The organism is Xanthomonas sp. MLO165 (assembly GCF_018831305.1).
GTDB classification, from domain to species: domain Bacteria; phylum Pseudomonadota; class Gammaproteobacteria; order Xanthomonadales; family Xanthomonadaceae; genus Xanthomonas; species Xanthomonas arboricola.
Genome location: NZ_CP029263.1, coordinates 1590164 through 1608413 on the forward strand (window position 1 = coordinate 1590164; position 18250 = coordinate 1608413).

An 18250-nucleotide genomic window follows, 5' to 3' on the forward strand; every position below is an offset into this window, starting at 1 on the left:
CCGGCCGACACTCCACCTGCGATACACGGGCGGCCCGCACGCGCGGGCCGCCTTTTTGTTGCCGTTGGCTGTTAGAACTGGCCGCCGAAGGTGAACTGCAGACGTTCGATCTCGTCGTTGTCTTCCTTCTTCAGCGGGAACGCGTAGCTGATCGAGATGGGGCCGACCGGTGCGCGCCACAACAGCGCCACGCCGGTGGACGCACGCAGCTCGTTGGCCTTGAAGTTGTCCACGCCGTCGTAGACGTTACCGAAGTCGAAGAACGCCGATACGCGTGCCGACGGGCTGTCGAACAGCTTGGGGAAATACATTTCCACCGAACCGACGGTCTTGAACGAACCACCCAGCGGCTGGCCGCGCGAATAGTTCACCGTCCGTTCCGAACGCGGACCCAGCGTGTTGTCTTCGAAGCCGCGTACCGAATTGGTACCGCCGGCGTAGAAGTTCTCGTAGAACGGCAGGCCGGTGGCGGTGATGGTGCGCGACACGCCATTGGCGTCGGTCACCACGCGCGTGCTGTCATTGCCGTAGCTGTCGCCATAGCCCAGCTCGAAGCGGGTGTTCAACACGATTGCCGGAATGATCGGCCAGTAATTGGAAATCTGATAGTTGAGCTTGTAGTACTCGACCGTGGAGCCGGGCAGGGTGGTCTCCAGGCCGACGCGCTGGTACATGCCGCGGGTCGGCATGAAGAAGTCGTTGCGGGTGTCGCGTGCCCAACCCAGCTCGGTGCGCCAGGCATGGAAGGTGCGCGTGCCGACCGCATCGATGTAGTCGATGATCGCCTGCGGGGTCTGGCCCTGGAACGTGTTGATCTGGTTGCTGTCGATGCCGACCATCGCCGAGACGGTGTCGTTCTCGGTGATCGGCACGCCGAACACCACCTGCGCCGAGCCATTCTTGCTGTTGTACTGCGCGGTGTTGAAGTCCGAGTAGTCCAGCGAGCGCCACGACAGGTTGTAGCCCAGCGACACGCCGTCGTCGGTAAAGAACGGGTTGGTATAGGAGAACGCGTAGCGCTGCTGGTAGCTGCTGCGCGAGGCTTCCACCGCCACCCGGTTGCCGCCGCCCAGGAAGTTGTTCTGCGACAACTGCACCGAGGTGGTCACACCGAAGCTCTGCGAGTAGCCCAGGCCGAACACGAAGCTGCCGGAGGTGGTTTCCTTGACGTTGTAGACCACGTCGACCTGGTCGTTGCTGCCCGGCACCGCCGGCGTTTCCACGTCCACGCTCTCGAAGTAGCCCAGGCGCTGCAGACGGATCTTGGAACGGTCGATCGCCGCCTGCGAGTACCAGGTATTTTCGAACTGGCGCATTTCGCGGCGCAACACCTCATCGGAGGTGCGGCTATTGCCTTTGTACAGGATGCGGCGCACGGTCACGCGCGGGCCCGGCACCACCTGCAGGTTCACCGCAACGGTGCGGTCCTCGCGGTTCGGAGTCGGGATCGGGTTGACCTTGGCGAACGCGTAACCGACGTTGCTCAGCGTGTTGGTGATCGCATCGGAGGTGTACTCCAGCAGCGCACGCGAGAAGATGTCGCCGGCCTTGGGGATGACCAGACGCTCGATATCGGCCTGCGGCAGCACGGTGTCGCCGGTGACCTTGATCTCGGAAATCTTGTACTGCTCGCCCTCGGTGACGCCGGCGCTGACGAACATGTCGCGCTTGTCGGGGCTGATCGACACCTGGGTGGAGTCGATGCTGAAGTCCACGTAGCCGCGGTCCAGGTACCAGGAGTTGAGCTTCTCCAGGTCGCCGGACATCTTTTCCTTGGAGTACTGGTCGTCGCGGCGGTACCACGAGGCCCAGTTGTGCTCCTTGGATTCCCAGTTTTCCAGGATGTCCTCGTTGGCGAACTTTTCGGTGCCAATCAGGTTGACGTGGCGGATCTTGGCCGCCTTGCCTTCCTTGATCGCGATCGCCACATCCACGCGGTTACGGTCCAGCGGGCTCACCGTCGGGGTGATCTCGACGTTGTACTTGCCGCGGTTGTTGTACTGGCGGGTCAGTTCCTGGGTCACGCGGTCCAGGCTCAGGCGATCGAAGGTGCCGCCTTCGGTCAGGCCGATGTCGCCTAGGCCCTTGAGCAGCTCCTCGGACTTGATGTCCTTGTTGCCGGTCACGGTGAGCTTGTTGATCGCCGGACGCTCCTTCACGGTGATCACCAGGATGTTGCCCTGGCGATCCAGCTGCACGTCCTCGAAGAAGCCGGTGCGGTACAGCGCACGGATCGAGTCGGCGACCTTGGCATCGTCCACGGTGTCGCCGCGGTTCACCGGCAGATAGGTGAACACGGTGCCGGAGGCGATGCGCTGCAGGCCGTCGACGCGGATGTCGCTGGCAACGAACGGCTCTGCGGCCAGGGCAACGACTGGCAGGCTGAGGCCGGCGGCAAGAGCGAGGGCAAGCAGGCGGCGAGTGGGAAGACGCGTCATGTCACATCCGGTTGGAGTCGATTTCGGGTGTTGCTGGATGCCGACGTATGACGACGACAACAGGCGGAAAGAGTGGAGCAGCTTCATCGTGGAACCAGGCCGAGGATGTCGTTGTAGAACGCCAGTCCCATCAGCCCGGCCAGGACCGCCAGGCCGACATATTGCCCGGCAATCATGGCCCGTTCGCTGATCGGGCTGCCCTTGACCAACTCGATAAGGTAATACAGCAGATGCCCACCGTCCAAGATCGGGATCGGCATCAGGTTGATGATCGCCAGGCTGAGCGACAGCAATCCCAAGAAATACAGGAACCAGTCGAGCCCGCGTTCGGCCGAGGCGTTGGCCGCGCGCGCGATCGTGACCGGCCCGGAGATGTTCTTGACCGAGGCCTGGCCGGTCAGCATGCGCTTCATCATGCCCAGCGAATCGGCGGTCATCCGGCCGGTTTCACGGATCGCCGCCGGCACCGCGGCGAACACGCCGTACTGCTGGCGGCTGTCGTAGGCCGGCGCCTGAGCCGCCGCAAATCCCACGCCCAGCAGCCACTGGCCCTGCGGCGATCGGCGCGGGGCGATTTCCAGCGCCAGCCGGTCTTCGCCGCGCGCGACCTCGATCATGCCGGTATCGCCTTGCGCGCCCAGTGCCTGCAGCTGGGCGGGAATCTCGTCGGCTGAGCGAATCGGCTGGCCGTCGATGGCGACGATGCGGTCGCCCGGCTGCAGCAGCCCCTGCGCCGCGGAGCCGGCGACCACCTGGCCCACCACCGGCGGCTGCAGCATGAACTGCCAGCCGATGCCGGCCAGCGAGGCCACGCGGCGCTCGTCAAAGCCGGCCGGCAGCTGCGACAGCCGCAGCGTGTGCTCGCGGTTGCCGGCGCCGTCGGTGGCTGTCAGCACGTGGATATCGCGCTTGTCCATCGCCGCGGTGGTGAGCTGCATGCTGGCATCGCTCCAGCTGCTGACATCGCGCCCATCGATGCGCACGATGCGCTCGCCCGGGGTCAGGCCGGCTTCTGCGGCCAGGCCATCGGCACGGCCGACGGTGGCCGAGTAATCCTGTTTGCCGACCACGAACATCGCCCACAGCATCGCCATGCACAGCAGCAGGTTGGCGATCGGGCCGGCGGCCACGATGGCGATGCGCTGCCACACCGTCTTGCGGTTGAAGGCCTGGTCCTGCTCGGCCGGATGCACGTCGCCTTCGCGCTCGTCGAGCATCCTGACGTAGCCGCCCAGCGGGATGGCCGCCACCACGAACTCGGTGCCGTGACGGTCGCGCCGCTTCCACAGGGGTTTGCCGAAGCCAACCGAAAAGCGCATCACCTTGACGCCGCAGCGGCGCGCGACCCAGAAGTGGCCGAATTCGTGGAAGGTCACCAACACGCCCAGGCTGACGATCATCCACCAGACCGAACCGATGAAATCACCCATGGATGCAACTCGTCTGCGTAAATCGATCAGGCATGAAGGCGGTGATGGGCGAGGGCACGTTCGGTGATCTGCCGCGCTTGCGCATCGGCAGAAAGCAGGGTGTCGAGGGAGTCGGCATTGTGCCGTGGGAGCGTTGTCAGTGTGTGTTCGACCAACGCGGGAATCGCTAGGAAACCCACCTGGCCCTGAAGAAACGCTGAAACAGCCACTTCATTGGCCGCGTTCAGGATCGCAGGGGCGGTTCCACCGGCCTCCAGCGCCTCCCAGGCCAGGCGCAGGCATGGGAATGCGGCGGTGTCTGGCGCCTCGAAATCCAGCCGCCCTTGGGTCAGCAGGTCCAGCCCGGCAACCCCGGACTCGACCCGCTCCGGCCACGCCAGGCCGACCGCCAGCGTGGTGCGCATGTCCGGCAGGCCGAGCTGGGCCAGGGTGGAGCCGTCGACGAATTCCACCAGCGAGTGCACCAGGCTCTGCGGATGCACCAGTACATCGATCTGCGCGCCGGGCAGGCCGAACAGGTGATGCGCTTCGATCACTTCCAGGCCCTTGTTCATCAGCGTCGCCGAATCCACCGAGATCTTCGGCCCCATCGACCATTTGGGATGGGCAACCGCCTGCGCGGGGGTGACAGCGCTCAGCGCGGCGCGGTCCCAGCCGCGGAACGGCCCGCCGGACGCGGTCAGGATCACCCGGCGCACGCCGCGACTGGCGTCGCAGGAGCGCAGACACTGGAAGATCGCGCTGTGTTCGCTGTCGATCGGGATGATCTCGGCGCCGGCCGCCGCCGCGGTGCGGGTCAGCAGCTCGCCGGCCAGTACCAGCGATTCCTTGTTGGCCAGCAGCAGGCGCTTGCCGGCGCGGGCTGCGGCCAGCGTGGAGGGCAGGCCGGCCGCTCCCACGATCGCCGCGACCACGGTGTCGCAGGCATCGCTGGCAGCCAGCGCGTCCAGGGCGTCGGAGCCGGCGTGCGCCTGGGTGGCCAATCCGGCCGCGCGCAGACCGTCGCGCAGTGCCGGATACAGGGATGGGTCGGCGATCACCGCATGCGCAGGGCGATGGGTGACGCAGAGCGCCAGCAGCTCGTCGACCTTGCTGCCGGCCGACAGCACGCTGGCGCGCAGCCGCTGCGGATGACGGGCGATCACATCCAGTGCCGACGCACCGATCGAGCCGGTAGCGCCGAACACGGCGACCTGACGGAGAGGGGAGCCAGCCATGCCTAGAATCCGAGAATTTCCTTGCCGAGTGCGAACACCGGCAGGGCGGCGAGCACGCCGTCGATACGATCCAGCACGCCGCCATGGCCCGGAATCACCGCACCCGAGTCCTTGGCGCCGGCGTGGCGCTTGAGCAGGCTCTCGAACAGATCGCCCAGCACCGAGGCCAGCACCGCCACCGCCGAGACCAGCACCAGCTGCGGCACGTGCGCCAGGGTCAGCCCGGCCAGCCAGCCGAATGCGCAGGCGACCACGATGCCGGCGACCAGGCCGCCGAGCAGGCCTTCGATGGTCTTGTTCGGGCTGACCCGCGGCGCCAGCTTGTGCTTGCCGAACGCGCGGCCGGCGAAATAGGCGCCCGAATCGGCCGCCCACACCATGGTCAGCGCGGTCAGCAGCCACAGGTTGCCCTTGTCCGGGTTGGCGTGCAGCAGCACCAGCGCGGCCCAGGCCGGCAGGACCGCCAGGGTGCCAGCGGCGAGCTTGAGCGCGCGCGCCTGGCCGTTGCCGTGATCGGCACCGAAGGTGAAAAAGCGCAGCCATAGCAGCGCCAGCAGCCACCAGACCACCCCCACCAGGGCGGCGATCTGGAACAGCACCATGGAGCCGGCCGAGGCCCACACCATCAGCACCATCAGCAGCAGATTGAGCATCAGCAGCACGGTGCGCGGCAGGCTGTCGTCGATGCCGGAGAGCTTGAGCCACTCCCACAGGCCGGTCAGGAACAGGATCGCCGCCAGCGCCGCCAGCCATTGCGTGGGCAGCAGCACGATCGCGCAGATGGCGAGCGGCGCCATGATCAGCGCGGCAATCACGCGGGTCTTGGTCATGCGGAGGAGCTCTCCGTCGCCTTGTCGGCGATCTGGGCGCTGGTCAGGCCGAAGCGACGTTCGCGCCCGGCATAGTCATCCAGTGCCTGCTGCAGTACGCCGGCATCGAACTCCGGCCACAGGGTTTCGGTGAACCACAGTTCGGTATAAGCCAGCTGCCACAGCAGGAAATTGCTGATGCGGGTGTCGCCGCCGGTGCGGATGAACAGGTCCGGCGCCGGCAGATCGGCCAACGCGACGCGGCTGGCCAGCAGCGCTTCGTCGATCTGCTGCGGTTGCAGGCGGCCGGCGGCCACTTCTTCGGCCAATGCCCGCGCGGCCAGCGCAATGTCCTGGCGGCCGCCATAGCTGGCGGCGATGCTCAGCACCAGCCGCGCATTGGCGGCGGTGACGCGCTCGGCGGCGGCCATGCGTTCGCGCAGCGGCGTAGCGAAACGGCTGCGATCGCCGATGAAGCGCACCTGCACGCCGCGCCGCTGCAGTTCGTCGACCTCGCGATCGAGCGCGTGCAGGAACAGCTTCATCAGTGCATCGACTTCCTCCTGCGGGCGGCCCCAGTTTTCACTGGAAAACGCGAACAGGGTGAGCGCCGAGACGCCTTTTTCCAGGCAGAAATCGATGGTGCGATTGACCGCACGCGCGCCGGCGCGATGACCGATCATGCGCGGACGCCGCCGACGCTGTGCCCAACGCCCGTTGCCATCCATGATGATGGCAATGTGGCGCGGCACGGCGGCAGCGGAAGGTGCTGGATGCATGGCAGGCGATGCCACGATCAGACCGTCATCAGTTCCTGTTCCTTGGCCTTGACGACCTCATCCACATCCTTGATGGCCTTGTCGGTGAGCTTCTGGATGTCGTCTTCGGCGCTGCGCGCCTCGTCTTCGGTGACCGCCTTGTCCTTGAGCAGATCCTTGACCTGCTGGTTGGCATCGCGACGGATGTTGCGGATGGCCACCTTGCTGTCTTCGCCCTCGCCATGCACGGCCTTGCTGAGCTCCTTGCGGCGCTCCTCGGTCAGCGGCGGCAGGTTCAGACGGATCACGGTGCCGACCACGGTCGGGGTCAGGCCCAGATCCGAGGCGTAAATCGCCTTTTCCACGTCCTTGATCATGCCCTTGTCGAACAGGCTGATGACCAGCGAGCGGCCTTCGGAGACACTGATGCTGGCGACCTGGTTGAGGGGGGTGTCGGTGCCGTAGGCCTTGACCTTGATGCCGTCCAGCAGCGCCGGAGAGGCGCGGCCGGTGCGCACGGTGGTCAGGGAATGGCGCAGAGCATCGATGCTCTTGGTCATGCGCGTCTGCGCGTCTTGTTTGATCTGGTTGAGCATCGCCGGAATCCGTGTGGAGCTGAATCCGGAGATTATAGCCGGGACTGCGTTTTGAGACTTGCCGGCCGGCAGAGTCCTGCGCAGCCGGTTCACCTGGGGTGCCACTCCACGCCCGGCATCGCCATCGGTCAGGCGTCAGCGCAGTCTCCGGGACCGCGCCTTTGCGATTCCCGAATCCCGATTCCCCACTCCCGGCCTCAGCTCCGGCCCTGCACCAACGTGCCGATCTGCTCGCCATGCAGGATGCGCAGCAGCACGCCGGGCTCGCTCATGCCGAAGATGCGCAGCGGCAGGTCGCTGTCGCGCGCCAGCGCGAAGGCGGCGGTGTCCATCACTTCCAGGCCCTGCAGGATGACCTGGTCGTAGGTCAGGCTGTCGTAACGCACTGCGTCAGAATGCTTCTTCGGGTCCTTGTCGTATACGCCGTCGACCTTGGTTGCCTTGAGCAGCAGGTCGGCGCCGATCTCGATCGCGCGCAGCGCCGCGCCAGAGTCGGTGGTGAAGAACGGGTTGCCGGTGCCGGCGGCGAAGATCGCGATGCGGCCCTTTTCCAGATGGCGGATCGCGCGCCGGCGGATGAAGTCCTCGCAGACATCGTTGATCTTGATCGCGCTCATCACGCGCACCTTGGCGCCGAGCTTTTCCAGCGCGTCCTGCATCGCCAGCGCGTTGATCACGGTGGCCAGCATGCCCATGTGGTCGCCGGTGACGCGGTCCATGCCGCTGGCGGCCAGGCCGGCGCCGCGGAAGATGTTGCCGCCGCCGATCACCAGCGCGACCTGCGCGCCGGCCTGCTGGGCTTCGATCACTTCATGGGCGAGGCGGTTGATGACCTTGGGATCGATGCCGTAATCCCCGTCCCCCATCAGCGCCTCCCCGGAAAGTTTGAGAAGAATGCGGCGATAGGCAAGTTCAGACATGGGGGAGACCTCGGTGTGGGGGATCGGCAAACGCCGGCAAGTCTAGCGGAAGCCTGTCACCGGGCGTGGTAAAAATTCGGTAGTTGGCGATGCCGTGATGCGTTGCTCAGTGCGCGCGCGGAGGTTGCGGCGTCGGCATGTCGGTCGCATCGTAGGCGGTGACGCGGTTGCGGCCGCGATGTTTGGAGCGATACAGCGTGCTGTCGGCAGCCTGCAGCAGATGCTCGATGCTCTCGAACTGCCGGTCGCCACCGCCGTGGGTGGCCAATCCCGCCGAGAAGGTGATGTGCAGCGGGCCGCCCTGCAGTTGCGCCATCGGCGTGCGTGCGGTCTCGGCCAGGATGCGCTCGACCACCATCAACGCCGCCTCGGCTGCAGTGTTGGGCAGGATCACCAGGAATTCCTCGCCGCCATAGCGGGCGACCAGGTCGCTGGTGCGCACCATGCGCTGCAGCGTCTGCGCGAAGTTGCGCAGCACCTCGTCGCCGACCAGATGGCCATGCGCATCGTTGACGCGCTTGAAGTCGTCCAGATCGATGAAGGCGATCGACAGCGGCCAGTTCTGGCGCGATGCCAGCTCGAACTCGTGCGCGAGCGCGGTGCCGAGCTGGTGGCGATTGAACACGCCGGTCAATGCATCGCGGCTGGCCTGTTCGGCCAGATGGCGCATGCGGTTTTCCGATTCGTCGGCATGCCGGCGCGCTTCGGCCACGTCCTGCAGCTCGCGCAGGCTGCGCAGCATCGCCAGCTCGCGGGCCTGCTCGAAGATCATCTGGATGTGCTCGGGCTGCGGCACGCGGATGTCGAACAGGGCTTCCAGTTCGGGCAGCGACTCGGCGATGCGTTCGATCACCTTTTCGAAGCGTTCGGCATCCAGTTCCAGCACGTCCTGCGCCTGGCGCTGCGCGTGCTCGGTGGCGGCCACGGCACTGGCCGACAGCCAGATGTCCGCCAGGCGTCCGGACAGCGCGACACAGGCCATGAACGGCTCCAGGCTGGCGGGCTCTTCCTCGCTCTGCGCGATGGCGTTCTGCAGGTACGGCGGCAGTTGCCATTGATGCGCGAGCCAGGCGCCGACTTCGGCATGGGTGGCGCCCAGATGCGCACGTTCGGCCTCGATCAGCGCGGCGTTGTCGGGCGCCTGTTCCAGCAGCGGCGCATACAGCTCGGGCGCGCCCTGCAGCAGGGCGAGCTTGCCGATGTCCTGCAACAGGCCGGCCAGCATGAGTTCTTCGGGTTTGCGGATGCCGTAGGCCTGGCCGAGGATGCGGCTGGCCAGCGCACACAGGCCGGCACGGCGCCAGATGCGCTCATGCAGCGGATGCGCGGTAAAGGTGCTGCGCACGCCATGCACCATCGAAAACCCCAGCGCCAGGCTCAGGGTCGCGTTGAGGCCGAGCATGGTCAGTGCCTGGCCGAGGTTGTCGATGCGGCGGCGGCTGGCGTACAGCGGCGAATTGGCAACCCGCAGCATGCGCGCGCTCAGGGCCATGTCCATGCCGATGACGTTGGCCGTGGTGGTCATATCCACGTCGGGGTCCTGCGCCAGCTCGATGACGCGCAGCGCAACGCCCGGGGGCGATGGCAGGTTGCGGCAGTAGTGCAGGGCGGCCTGTAGATCTGGTTGCATGGGTCATCGCCGACGGTGGGCGCAAGCATACCGCTGCGCTCGTTAATGGGGCACGCCATGCTCCGCCGTCGCCGCGCGGCAACGCGTGCGCGATAGGGGCGGAAAAGCCTGGTCGGCATCCAGTTCTAACGGCAACCGCCACGACATCTGTAGAGTTGAGGCCGGTCGCGGGCCCGGCGGATGCGTTCGCTTCAGCTTCGCGCTTTCATGGGCCTGCGCGACAGTGTCGGGCCCAAAAAAAAAAGCCGCGGCAGTCCGCGGCTTTCTCTATGCAGTGGCGAGGATCAGGCCAGGCCAGCCTGCTTCATCACTTCGGCGGCGTAGTCTTCCACCACCTTCTCGATGCCCTCGCCAACGGCCAGGCGCTGGAAGCCGACCACTTCGGCACCGGCAGCCTTGACGGCCTGCTCGACGGTCTGGTCGGTGTTCAGCACGTACGGCTGGCCGTACAGCGTGACTTCGTTGACGATCTTGCTGATCTTGCCGCTGATGATCTTTTCCAGGATCTCGGCCGGCTTGGCCTTGTCCTTCTCGGACATCTTGGCCAGTTCGATTTCCTTTTCCTTGGCGACGAACTCGGCCGGGACATCGGAGGCCTTGACGTGCGGCGGGTTCATCGCGGCGATGTGCATGGCGATGCCGCGTGCCAGCTCGATGTCGCCACCCTTCAGCTCGACCAGCACGCCGATGCGGCCGCCGTGCACATAGGCCGCGACGTTGTTGGCGCTGTCGATGCGGACCAGGCGACGCACCTGCAGGTTCTCGCCGACCTTGGCGATGACCGCGGCGCGACGCTCTTCGATGGTCTCGCCGCTGTCGAGCTTGACGCTCTTGAGCGCTTCGGCATCGGCGGCATCCGAGTTCAGCGCGGCGGTGGCCACGGTCTCGGTGAAGGCCAGGAAGTTCTCGTCCTTGGCGACGAAGTCGGTCTCGGAGTTGACTTCGACCAGCACGGCCTTGCCGCCGGCCTGTGCGGTGGCGATGCGGCCTTCGGCGGCAACGCGGTCAGCCTTCTTGTCGGCCTTGGCCAGACCCGACTTGCGCAGCCATTCGGCAGCGGCGTCGATGTCGCCTGCGTTTTCGACGAGTGCCTTCTTGCACTCCATCATGCCGGCGCCGGTGCGCTCGCGCAGTTCCTTGACCAGGGAAGCAGTGATTTCCATGGAATTACCTCATATGGACGAATGCGTGCGGCGGAGGGTTCCGCCAGTAGGGGACGGAGCAGCCAGGCCGGCCGCCCCCCGTAGAAATGTTCAGTGGCCTCGGCGACGGGCCGCGCTGGACCCGTCGGGGCTGCGGCCGCACAGCATGGTGCGGCCGCATTGCAGGCCGATTACTCGGCAGCCGGAGCGGCAGCGTCGGCCGGTGCGTCAGCCTTCTTGTCGCCCTTCTTGGCCGGAGCGCGACGGCCCTTGCCTTCGTCGGCGGATTCGGCCGAGAACTCTTCTTCGCGGACCGAAGCGGCGTTCGGCGCAGCAGCCTTGCCTTCCAGCACGGCGTCGGCGGCGGCACGTGCATACAGCTGCACGGCACGGATGGCGTCGTCGTTGCCCGGGATGGCGTAGTCGACCAGGGCCGGGTCGTAGTTGGTGTCGACCACTGCGATCACCGGGATGCCGAGCTTCTTGGCTTCCTTGATGGCGATGTCTTCATGGCCGATGTCGATCACGAAGATCGCGTCGGGCAGACGGTTCATTTCCTTGATGCCGCCCAGCGAGGCGTCCAGCTTCTCGCGCTCGCGACGCAGACCCAGCACTTCGTGCTTGACCAGCTTGTCGAAGGTGCCGTCGGTCTCGGCCGACTCCAGTTCCTTCAGGCGGGCAACCGACTGCTTGACGGTACGGAAGTTGGTCAGCGTGCCGCCCAGCCAGCGCTGGGTCATGAACGGCATGCCGCAACGCTCGGCTTCTTCCTTGATGGACTCGCGCGCGCTGCGCTTGGTGCCCAGGAACAGCACGGTGCCGCGCTTCTGCGCGATCGAGGAGAGGAAGTTCATCGCGTCATTGAAGAGCGGAACGGTCTTCTCGAGGTTGATGATGTGGATCTTGCCGCGCGCGCCGAAGATGTACGGCGCCATCTTGGGGTTCCAGTAGCGGGTCTGGTGACCGAAATGGACGCCGGCTTCCAGCATCTGACGCATGGTGACTTGGGGCATTGAAGTAACTCCTGATAGCGGAATCTACGTGCGCGGACTGGGCTTTGAAGAGTCCGCACATGGATGTGCGGGCCCTTGCGAAAGGATGCGCACAAACGATTCCGGGGTTGGGCTTCCCTGTCGCCTCCGTGACGAACCCCTCGCGGGGCACCCCGGCACGGATGGCGGCGGCAGGTGTGAATTCGTCGGTGACGTCCGACGTGAACGACGCAATGCGCAAGAGACGCAAAACAGCCGGCGGAGTATAGCTGGCTGAGCGGGCGGGCGCAATTGGCGAATCGGGATTGGGGAATAGGGATTCGGGATTCGGGATTCGGGATTCGGGATTCGGGATTGGCGGGCCGTGTGTCGCGGCAGTTGTTCGCTGTCGGTCCAGGATGGTCAAAGCGCCAGCTCTTGCGAATCCCCAATCCCGAATCCCCAATCCCGAATTCCCAATCCCCAGAGCTCACGGCTCCAACGCCAGCGTCGTCTCGATATCGCTGTTGATCCGCGCCACGAAGCGGCCATTGTCGGCGGCCACGTTGGCGGGCAGCGACCATTGGCGGGTCTGGCCGGGAAGCACATAGCCGGCAAGGTCGTCGCGGATGCTGCGGCGGGTGCCGCCGGCATCGATGTAGGCCAGGTCGGCCAGCCTAGCATGGCCGAGCCCGGCGTTGTGGACCTTCAGCGCGCGGCCGCTGCCCTGGCCGGACAGGCTGGCCTGCAGCAGCGGGCGCAGGTCGCCGGGCTGGCTGGGCAGGGCGAACACCGGCGTGGAATAACGCAGCAGTGCGGTGTCGCTACCGGAGGCATGCTGGGTCACTACCAGGCGGTAGCTGTCTTCGCTCTGCACCGGGCTGGGGCCCAGGCGGATCACCCGCAGCAATTGCCGGCCTTGCGCAGGAATTTCGAATTGCGCCGGGCTGACGGTGGCGGCGGTGGCCGGTTCAAGCAGTTCGCGGTCGCCATCCTGGCGCCAGCGGTAGAGCTTGGCTTCTGCGCGCCATGGCAGGGCTGCCTGGTTGTAGAGCCAGACGGTGGTCTGGTCGCTGTCGGCGGGAATGCGGGCGGTGGTCGGGGCGATGGCGATCTCGGCGGCAACGGCGCTGCCACCGATGGCCAGGCCGGCGAGTGTCAGTGCCAGCAGGCCGCGACAGGAGCGGGACGCGGCCATGGTCAGAACGCGATCGTGGTGATGGGCGCGCTGCCGGCAGGCGTTGGCCCGGCGAGTGCGCTGGCATCCTGCCCGGTGCTGGCGGCGGCTGGGGTGTCGGCGCTGCCGGCCGGCGGGGCGATCGCCATCGGCGTGCCCCTGGAGCAGCTGGCGCGCGGCGGCGCAGTGCGCAGTTCGCAGCCGCTGAGCAGGCGCAGGCCGATGTGCAGGGTGAAGTTTTCCGGGCCAGGCGCGGTGGCCGCGTTGGCCGCGGTAGAGCTCGCGCTGCAGACGAGGGCGACCAGCGTCAGGCGCTTCAACAAAGTGACCAGCGTCATGAAGGCAATCGTTTGCATTGGAGACGTAACAAATAGCGACGCCCCCAATGCGAACTTTATTAACTGTCAGTAAGTGATGGAGACGGTCACCGTGTCGTTGTAGGCACCCGCAATGGGCTGTTGCGGTGCCGGCGCGCGGCCATAGACGGTCACCGTCTGCGCGACTCCGTTGCCGGTGCCGCTGAGCGTATCCACACCGATGCTGGTGCCCCAGCGGTTGCCGCGGCCGGCGTCCCGATACAGTTCATAGGCGATGTAGTTGGCACTGCTGGCGTGGCGCATGCGCCGGACGTTGCCGGTGGCATTGATGCCATCGCCCAGCCCGATATTCCAGGCAGTGCGGTTGGTGCATGACAGGCTGATGGTGGAGGTGCGGTCGATGGCGGTATCGATGGTGCCGGCGATGCTGCCGAAATCCAGGTCGCTGGTGACGTAGGTACTGCAGCGTGCCGGCACGTTGGCCGAGGCCGTGAACGGAAAGGCGTTGCTGGCGGTCTTGGCACCGCTGCCGCCGGCCGTGCAACTGCTCGGCGCCGGCGGCATACCGATGACGCTTTCGTTGTAGGAGTAGCGCAGCACGGTGTCGGCACCGCCGAAGCTGCTGGTGTGGTTGCCGACCGACAGCGTCTGGTTGGCCGGAATGCGCCCGTACAGGGTAATGCTGGCCGTCTGCGAGCCGCCGGTGACCACCGGAACACCGTAGGACAGTGTCAGCAGGCGCGGCGAGGGCGTCGTCGACCCGGTGGCGCCCCAGACCTGGGTCCGCGTGGCCTCGCTGTAGATCTGGAAGTCCAGGCTGTCGCTGGTGGGGTTGAGCATGCGGCGTGGCGCGTACAGCCCGTTGCTGGCGCTGCCCGGCCCGAGGTCCAGGCACAGACTCACCTGGGCATAGCCGAGCACGCTGAGCGCTGCGGTCGCGCAGGAGACGTTGAGCGTTGCCACCGCATCGGTGGTGCCGTTGGCCGCCACGTTGCCGAACGCCAGCGGGGTACCGAGGGTGACGCTGCAGGTGGTGTCCGCGTGCGCGCCCTGGCAGGGGGCAAGCCACAACGTGGCGATCGCCAGCGCAACGACCAGGCGCCACAGTGCGGGCAGGCTCATGGGGTTTGCTGCTCGAGAACGCAGGGCAGCGGGCCGACCCGCGGGATGCCGCCGGGGTTGATCGGGTAGGTGAAGCGCGCGCTGCAGCGGCCATCCGGCAGCTCCACCAGGATGCGGTTGTCGATCTGCAGATTGTCCAGATAGGTTTCGCCGTCGTAGCCGACCACCACGCGTTCGGCGTTGCCCTCGCGTTGCACCACGCTGCCGACCGGCAACGGCACGCCCTGGGCGTCGTGCAGCACGATCATGGCCGCGCGCACCCGGGTGATGCCGAAGCGCACCGCCACCCCGGACTGCTGGCGCGGTGTCACCGCGGTATCGACGCGGTCCACGCGTAGGTCCGCCGGCAGATTCAAGGTGTCGATGGACAGCTGGTTGCGCTGCCACGACTGCAGCGGGGTGACTAGCAGCATCCCGCGCGCATCGGTGACGCCGATCAGGCGATTCTCCAGCCGCACCGGAATGCCGGGCTGGCCGTCGGTGGAGACCACCGCAAAGGCATCCTGGATATCGCGCGCGGCAAAGCCGCGGCCATTCATCCACACCAGGCTGCCGCTGGCGCTGGCATAGCCGAAGTTGGCGCCATCCTGGTTGGCGACGCCGAGGTTGTAGCGGCCGATGCGGTTCAACCACCCCAGCTCGGCCAGGCCGCCGTTGGCATCGTCGCCGGCACGCCCTTGCAGGCGCCAACCGATCCCGCCCAGGTCGCCGTCGCCGGGCAGCGGCTGGCTCAGATCGGCCACGAACCCGGTGCGGTTGCCGTTGCGCTGCATCGAGGCGCTGGCCTGGCGCAACTCGCCGAACGTGGTCGACAGCGACAGGTACAGGCTGCGGTCGCTGCGCACATCCAGGTTCTGGTTGCCGGACAGATTGGCCGCCCAGTTGCGCCCGAAACTGCGCGACCAGAACAGGCTCGCATATCTCGAGGTGTCGCCTTGCGGGTAGCTCAGCCGCACATAGCTGGTGCCCAGCGAGCCGATCGGATTGACGTTGACGCCGAACACCGCGCGGTCGCTGATGCGCGCCGGCAGCGCGCCCTGCAGCGCGCCCAGGTCGCGATAGTCGCCGTGGGTGCGCTGGGTGCCGACAGTGAAGTTGAAGCGACGGTTGTTCCAGGCATACCCCAGCACGTACTGGCCGCCGCGCAGCGCATCCATCCGGCTATGCGCGTAGGCCGCGTTGACCACGCCGCCCGCGCCGAGCAGCCACACGCCGCCGGCACCGGCATTGGCCACGCCGCCGCCGGCCTCGGTATGCGCTTCGATGGTGAAGTCATCGCGCAGGCCCTTGCGCAGCGTGGCGCTGGCGACCGTGCGCGACTCGTAGGAAAACGAGCGCACGCCGTAGTCCTGGCGCAGATGGCCGATGCCGGCCGACCATTCGGAAATGCCGCGCGCCAGCAGTTGCGGCGTGCCATAGAAGGCGAAGTCCAACCGGCGCACCTGGCCGAACGCATCGGTCACCACGATCTGCGCCTGCCCGGTGCCGCTGATGCCGGGTTGCGCGGCCAGCTGGAACGGGCCGGCCGGCACCTGGCCGCTGTACTGGCGCAGGCCATCGACGTAGAGCTCCACCGTTGACGGCACCACCGCCTCGCCCAGGAAGCTTGGTGTGGGGGTGAGCACGCGGTACGGCTGCAGGGCGTAATTGCGGCCGATCTGTATCCCGCCCAGGCGGATCGAGCGGCTCCAGTCGACAAAGCCGCTGTAGAAGTCGCCGACCGTCAGGCTGGTGGCGCTGTCGGGGAAATCCATCTGCCAGGCGCTGTCCAGGCGCACCGCTTCGCTGCGCCAGCGCTGGTCCTGCGGGCGGTCGTAGGCCAGGAACACCGCGGTGGTGTCGACCATGCCGCGGCCGATGCCGAAGCCGCGCACTTCGGTCGCCAGCGACACGCTGCTGGCCCCGGCATTGCGCGTGGCATAGAAGTCGTAATTGAGCAGCATGCCCGGCGAGGCAGTGGCGCTGGGCGGTGAGACCTGTTCGGCCTTGAGTACCGTGGTGGAGAGCGACAGCTGCGCCAGCGGCACCTGCAACGCAAGCCGTTGCAGCGCAGCGTCGTAGCGCACCTCCACATCGGGCAGGCGATCCAGATCGACCAGCTCGCTGGCGGGGCGGTCGGCCAGGAGGAAGCCCAGCTTGCGCAGCGTGTCGACGGAGCCGCGCAGGTGGCCGTTCACCAGTTCGAACGGTGCCAAGCCGCGCTCGGCCTGGTTGAGGCTGACATCCAGGTACAGCGTCTGCGGCAGGGCCGCCACGTTCTGCGGCGCCTGATCGGACAGTGGCGCCATGTCGGCCAGATCGCCAGAGGCGGCATGTGCCAGGCAGGTGGCGGTCGCAAGCAGCGTCATCGCCAGCCGGCCCGCATCACGGCGCTGCTGGCGCGGCCAACAAGGTGCGTTCGTCCGCCTCACCATTGATCCTTGCGATGATGGTGCCGCGGCCGAACTGGGTCAGCGGTGCCCCCAGCGACCAGCGCATGGTCTGGCCGGGCAGGACATAACCCACCAGCCCGTTCAATGCCGTCCTGGTCGTGCCATCGACCCGATGCTGCAGGTCGGCGACCTGGGCGTGCCCATTGCCGGTGTTGCTGATCTGGATCTGCGCATTGCCGTCGCTGCCGGCAATCACCTGCGTGCTCAAGGTCGGGGTGGATTCGGTCTTGCCCGGCGGCAGCAGGAAGATCGGCACCGAGTAGCGCAACACGAACTGCATGCCCTTGCGATCCGCATCGGCGTTTGGCAATTCGTCGACGATGATGCGGTAGCAGGCTTCCTCGCCGGTCGGCGCAGGCCCGGCGCGAATCACCCGAATCAGCTGGCGCTCGCCGGCGGCCAGCGTGCGCATCGGCGGGCTGACCAGCAGTTCCTGGGTCGGGTCGAGTTGATCCTTGCCGTCACGCTGGGTCCAGCGATAGGCGCGGGTCTGCACCTGCACCGGCGCGCTGCCGCTGTTGCTCAACCAGAGCCCGTCGGCGGACTGCTGTGCGCTCAGCGTCAGCGAGGTCGGCGCCAGCTGCAGGCTGGCCGCATGGGCCGGCTGCAGCGGCACGCCGCTGCCAAGCGCCAGCGTCAGGCTCAATCCGGCCGTGACCAGCCAGGCCGGCATCCGGTACGACAGGCGGTGGTGCAGTGGCATGCGCGCGCTCAATAGACGATCGTGGCGGTGATGGTGTCTTGGTAGGTACCGGTCGCGGGATTGTTGGCCGACGGGTTGGTCACGCGGCCGTAGACCGGATAGACCTGGTTGATGCCGGTGGCGGTGCGGCTCAGCGTATTGGTGCCGGTGGTGCTGCCCCATACCGTGCTGCGGCCCAGATCCTGGTACAGCTGGTAGGCGATGAAGTTGTTGGTGGTGACCAGCGCATCGGTGTTCTTCATGCGGCGGGTGGTGACGTCGTTGGCGGTGCCGGCATTGCTGCCCGCGCTCAACGCAATGTTGTACGGCGTCAGTGCGGTGCATTGCGCGGTCACGCTGCCGTTGGCGTCGGCATTGGCGGTGGAGGTGGACAACACCGAGCCGAAGTCGACGTCCGTCGCCGAGGCAGCGGTGATGGTGCAGGCCTTGGTGACGGCGATCTTGACGTTGAATGTGGTGGTATCTGCTGCGGTGGCAACGCCAATGGTCGAGAGCAGGCCGAGGGACAGCAGGACAGGGCGGACAGTACGCATGGACATTTCCTTGACCGGTCTGGTCATTGGTGACGCGACGACTCGTCGCCCTGCC

16 protein-coding genes are annotated in these 18250 nt (G+C 66.7%); all 16 read right to left on the reverse strand.

The window, feature by feature from the left end:
- Window positions 1–71 precede the first annotated feature (71 nt).
- Window positions 72–2438 (reverse strand): outer membrane protein assembly factor BamA, encoded by a 2367-nt coding sequence (gene bamA, locus DGN21_RS06885; RefSeq protein ID WP_024940379.1) that lies wholly within the window; start codon window positions 2436–2438, stop codon window positions 72–74.
- Between the two features lie 83 nt (window positions 2439–2521).
- Window positions 2522–3868 carry an RIP metalloprotease RseP gene (gene rseP / locus DGN21_RS06890; protein ID WP_126965525.1) on the reverse strand — a complete coding sequence of 449 codons (1347 nt, stop codon included), beginning with the start codon at window positions 3866–3868 and terminating at the stop codon, window positions 2522–2524.
- Window positions 3869–3894: 26 nt separating this feature from the next.
- Window positions 3895–5085, reverse strand: coding sequence for a 1-deoxy-D-xylulose-5-phosphate reductoisomerase (locus DGN21_RS06895; protein WP_160954886.1), 1191 nt, complete (start codon window positions 5083–5085; stop codon window positions 3895–3897).
- A gap of 2 nt (window positions 5086–5087) precedes the next feature.
- Window positions 5088–5915 (reverse strand): phosphatidate cytidylyltransferase, encoded by an 828-nt coding sequence (locus DGN21_RS06900; protein ID WP_126965527.1) that lies wholly within the window; start codon window positions 5913–5915, stop codon window positions 5088–5090.
- Window positions 5912–6673, reverse strand: a complete 762-nt coding sequence (uppS, locus tag DGN21_RS06905; RefSeq protein WP_024940375.1) for a polyprenyl diphosphate synthase — start codon at window positions 6671–6673, stop codon at window positions 5912–5914. Before uppS ends, DGN21_RS06900 begins: the two co-directional genes overlap by 4 nt.
- 17 nt (window positions 6674–6690) lie before the next feature.
- Window positions 6691–7248, reverse strand: a complete 558-nt coding sequence (gene frr, locus DGN21_RS06910; protein WP_016902392.1) for a ribosome recycling factor — start codon at window positions 7246–7248, stop codon at window positions 6691–6693.
- A 197-nt stretch (window positions 7249–7445) separates the two neighbouring features.
- Window positions 7446–8168: a UMP kinase gene (gene pyrH / locus DGN21_RS06915; protein WP_024940374.1), complete on the reverse strand. Its 723-nt coding sequence runs from the start codon at window positions 8166–8168 to the stop codon at window positions 7446–7448.
- A 106-nt stretch (window positions 8169–8274) separates the two neighbouring features.
- Window positions 8275–9798: a GGDEF domain-containing protein gene (locus DGN21_RS06920; protein ID WP_024940373.1), complete on the reverse strand. Its 1524-nt coding sequence runs from the start codon at window positions 9796–9798 to the stop codon at window positions 8275–8277.
- A gap of 284 nt (window positions 9799–10082) precedes the next feature.
- Window positions 10083–10961: a translation elongation factor Ts gene (gene tsf, locus DGN21_RS06925; RefSeq protein WP_016902389.1), complete on the reverse strand. Its 879-nt coding sequence runs from the start codon at window positions 10959–10961 to the stop codon at window positions 10083–10085.
- A 170-nt stretch (window positions 10962–11131) separates the two neighbouring features.
- A complete protein-coding gene (gene rpsB, locus DGN21_RS06930; RefSeq protein WP_215825161.1) occupies window positions 11132–11953 on the reverse strand; it encodes a 30S ribosomal protein S2 in 822 nt (273 codons plus the stop codon).
- Between the two features lie 448 nt (window positions 11954–12401).
- Complete coding sequence (locus tag DGN21_RS06935; protein ID WP_184551588.1) at window positions 12402–13109, reverse strand: fimbria/pilus periplasmic chaperone; 708 nt, start codon at window positions 13107–13109, stop codon at window positions 12402–12404.
- 2 nt (window positions 13110–13111) lie between these two features.
- The gene (locus tag DGN21_RS06940) at window positions 13112–13444 is read right to left on the reverse strand and encodes a hypothetical protein (protein WP_054591608.1); all 333 of its coding nucleotides are present in this window, start codon (window positions 13442–13444) and stop codon (window positions 13112–13114) included.
- Window positions 13445–13492: 48 nt separating this feature from the next.
- The gene (locus DGN21_RS06945; RefSeq protein ID WP_184551589.1) at window positions 13493–14527 is read right to left on the reverse strand and encodes a spore coat U domain-containing protein; all 1035 of its coding nucleotides are present in this window, start codon (window positions 14525–14527) and stop codon (window positions 13493–13495) included.
- Window positions 14524–16875, reverse strand: a complete 2352-nt coding sequence (locus DGN21_RS06950; protein ID WP_184551590.1) for a fimbria/pilus outer membrane usher protein — start codon at window positions 16873–16875, stop codon at window positions 14524–14526. Before DGN21_RS06950 ends, DGN21_RS06945 begins: the two co-directional genes overlap by 4 nt.
- Window positions 16876–16891: 16 nt before the next feature.
- Window positions 16892–17662, reverse strand: coding sequence for a molecular chaperone (locus tag DGN21_RS06955; protein ID WP_184551591.1), 771 nt, complete (start codon window positions 17660–17662; stop codon window positions 16892–16894).
- Window positions 17663–17670: 8 nt separating this feature from the next.
- Window positions 17671–18222, reverse strand: coding sequence for a spore coat U domain-containing protein (locus DGN21_RS06960; protein ID WP_102254495.1), 552 nt, complete (start codon window positions 18220–18222; stop codon window positions 17671–17673).
- Window positions 18223–18250 lie beyond the last annotated feature (28 nt).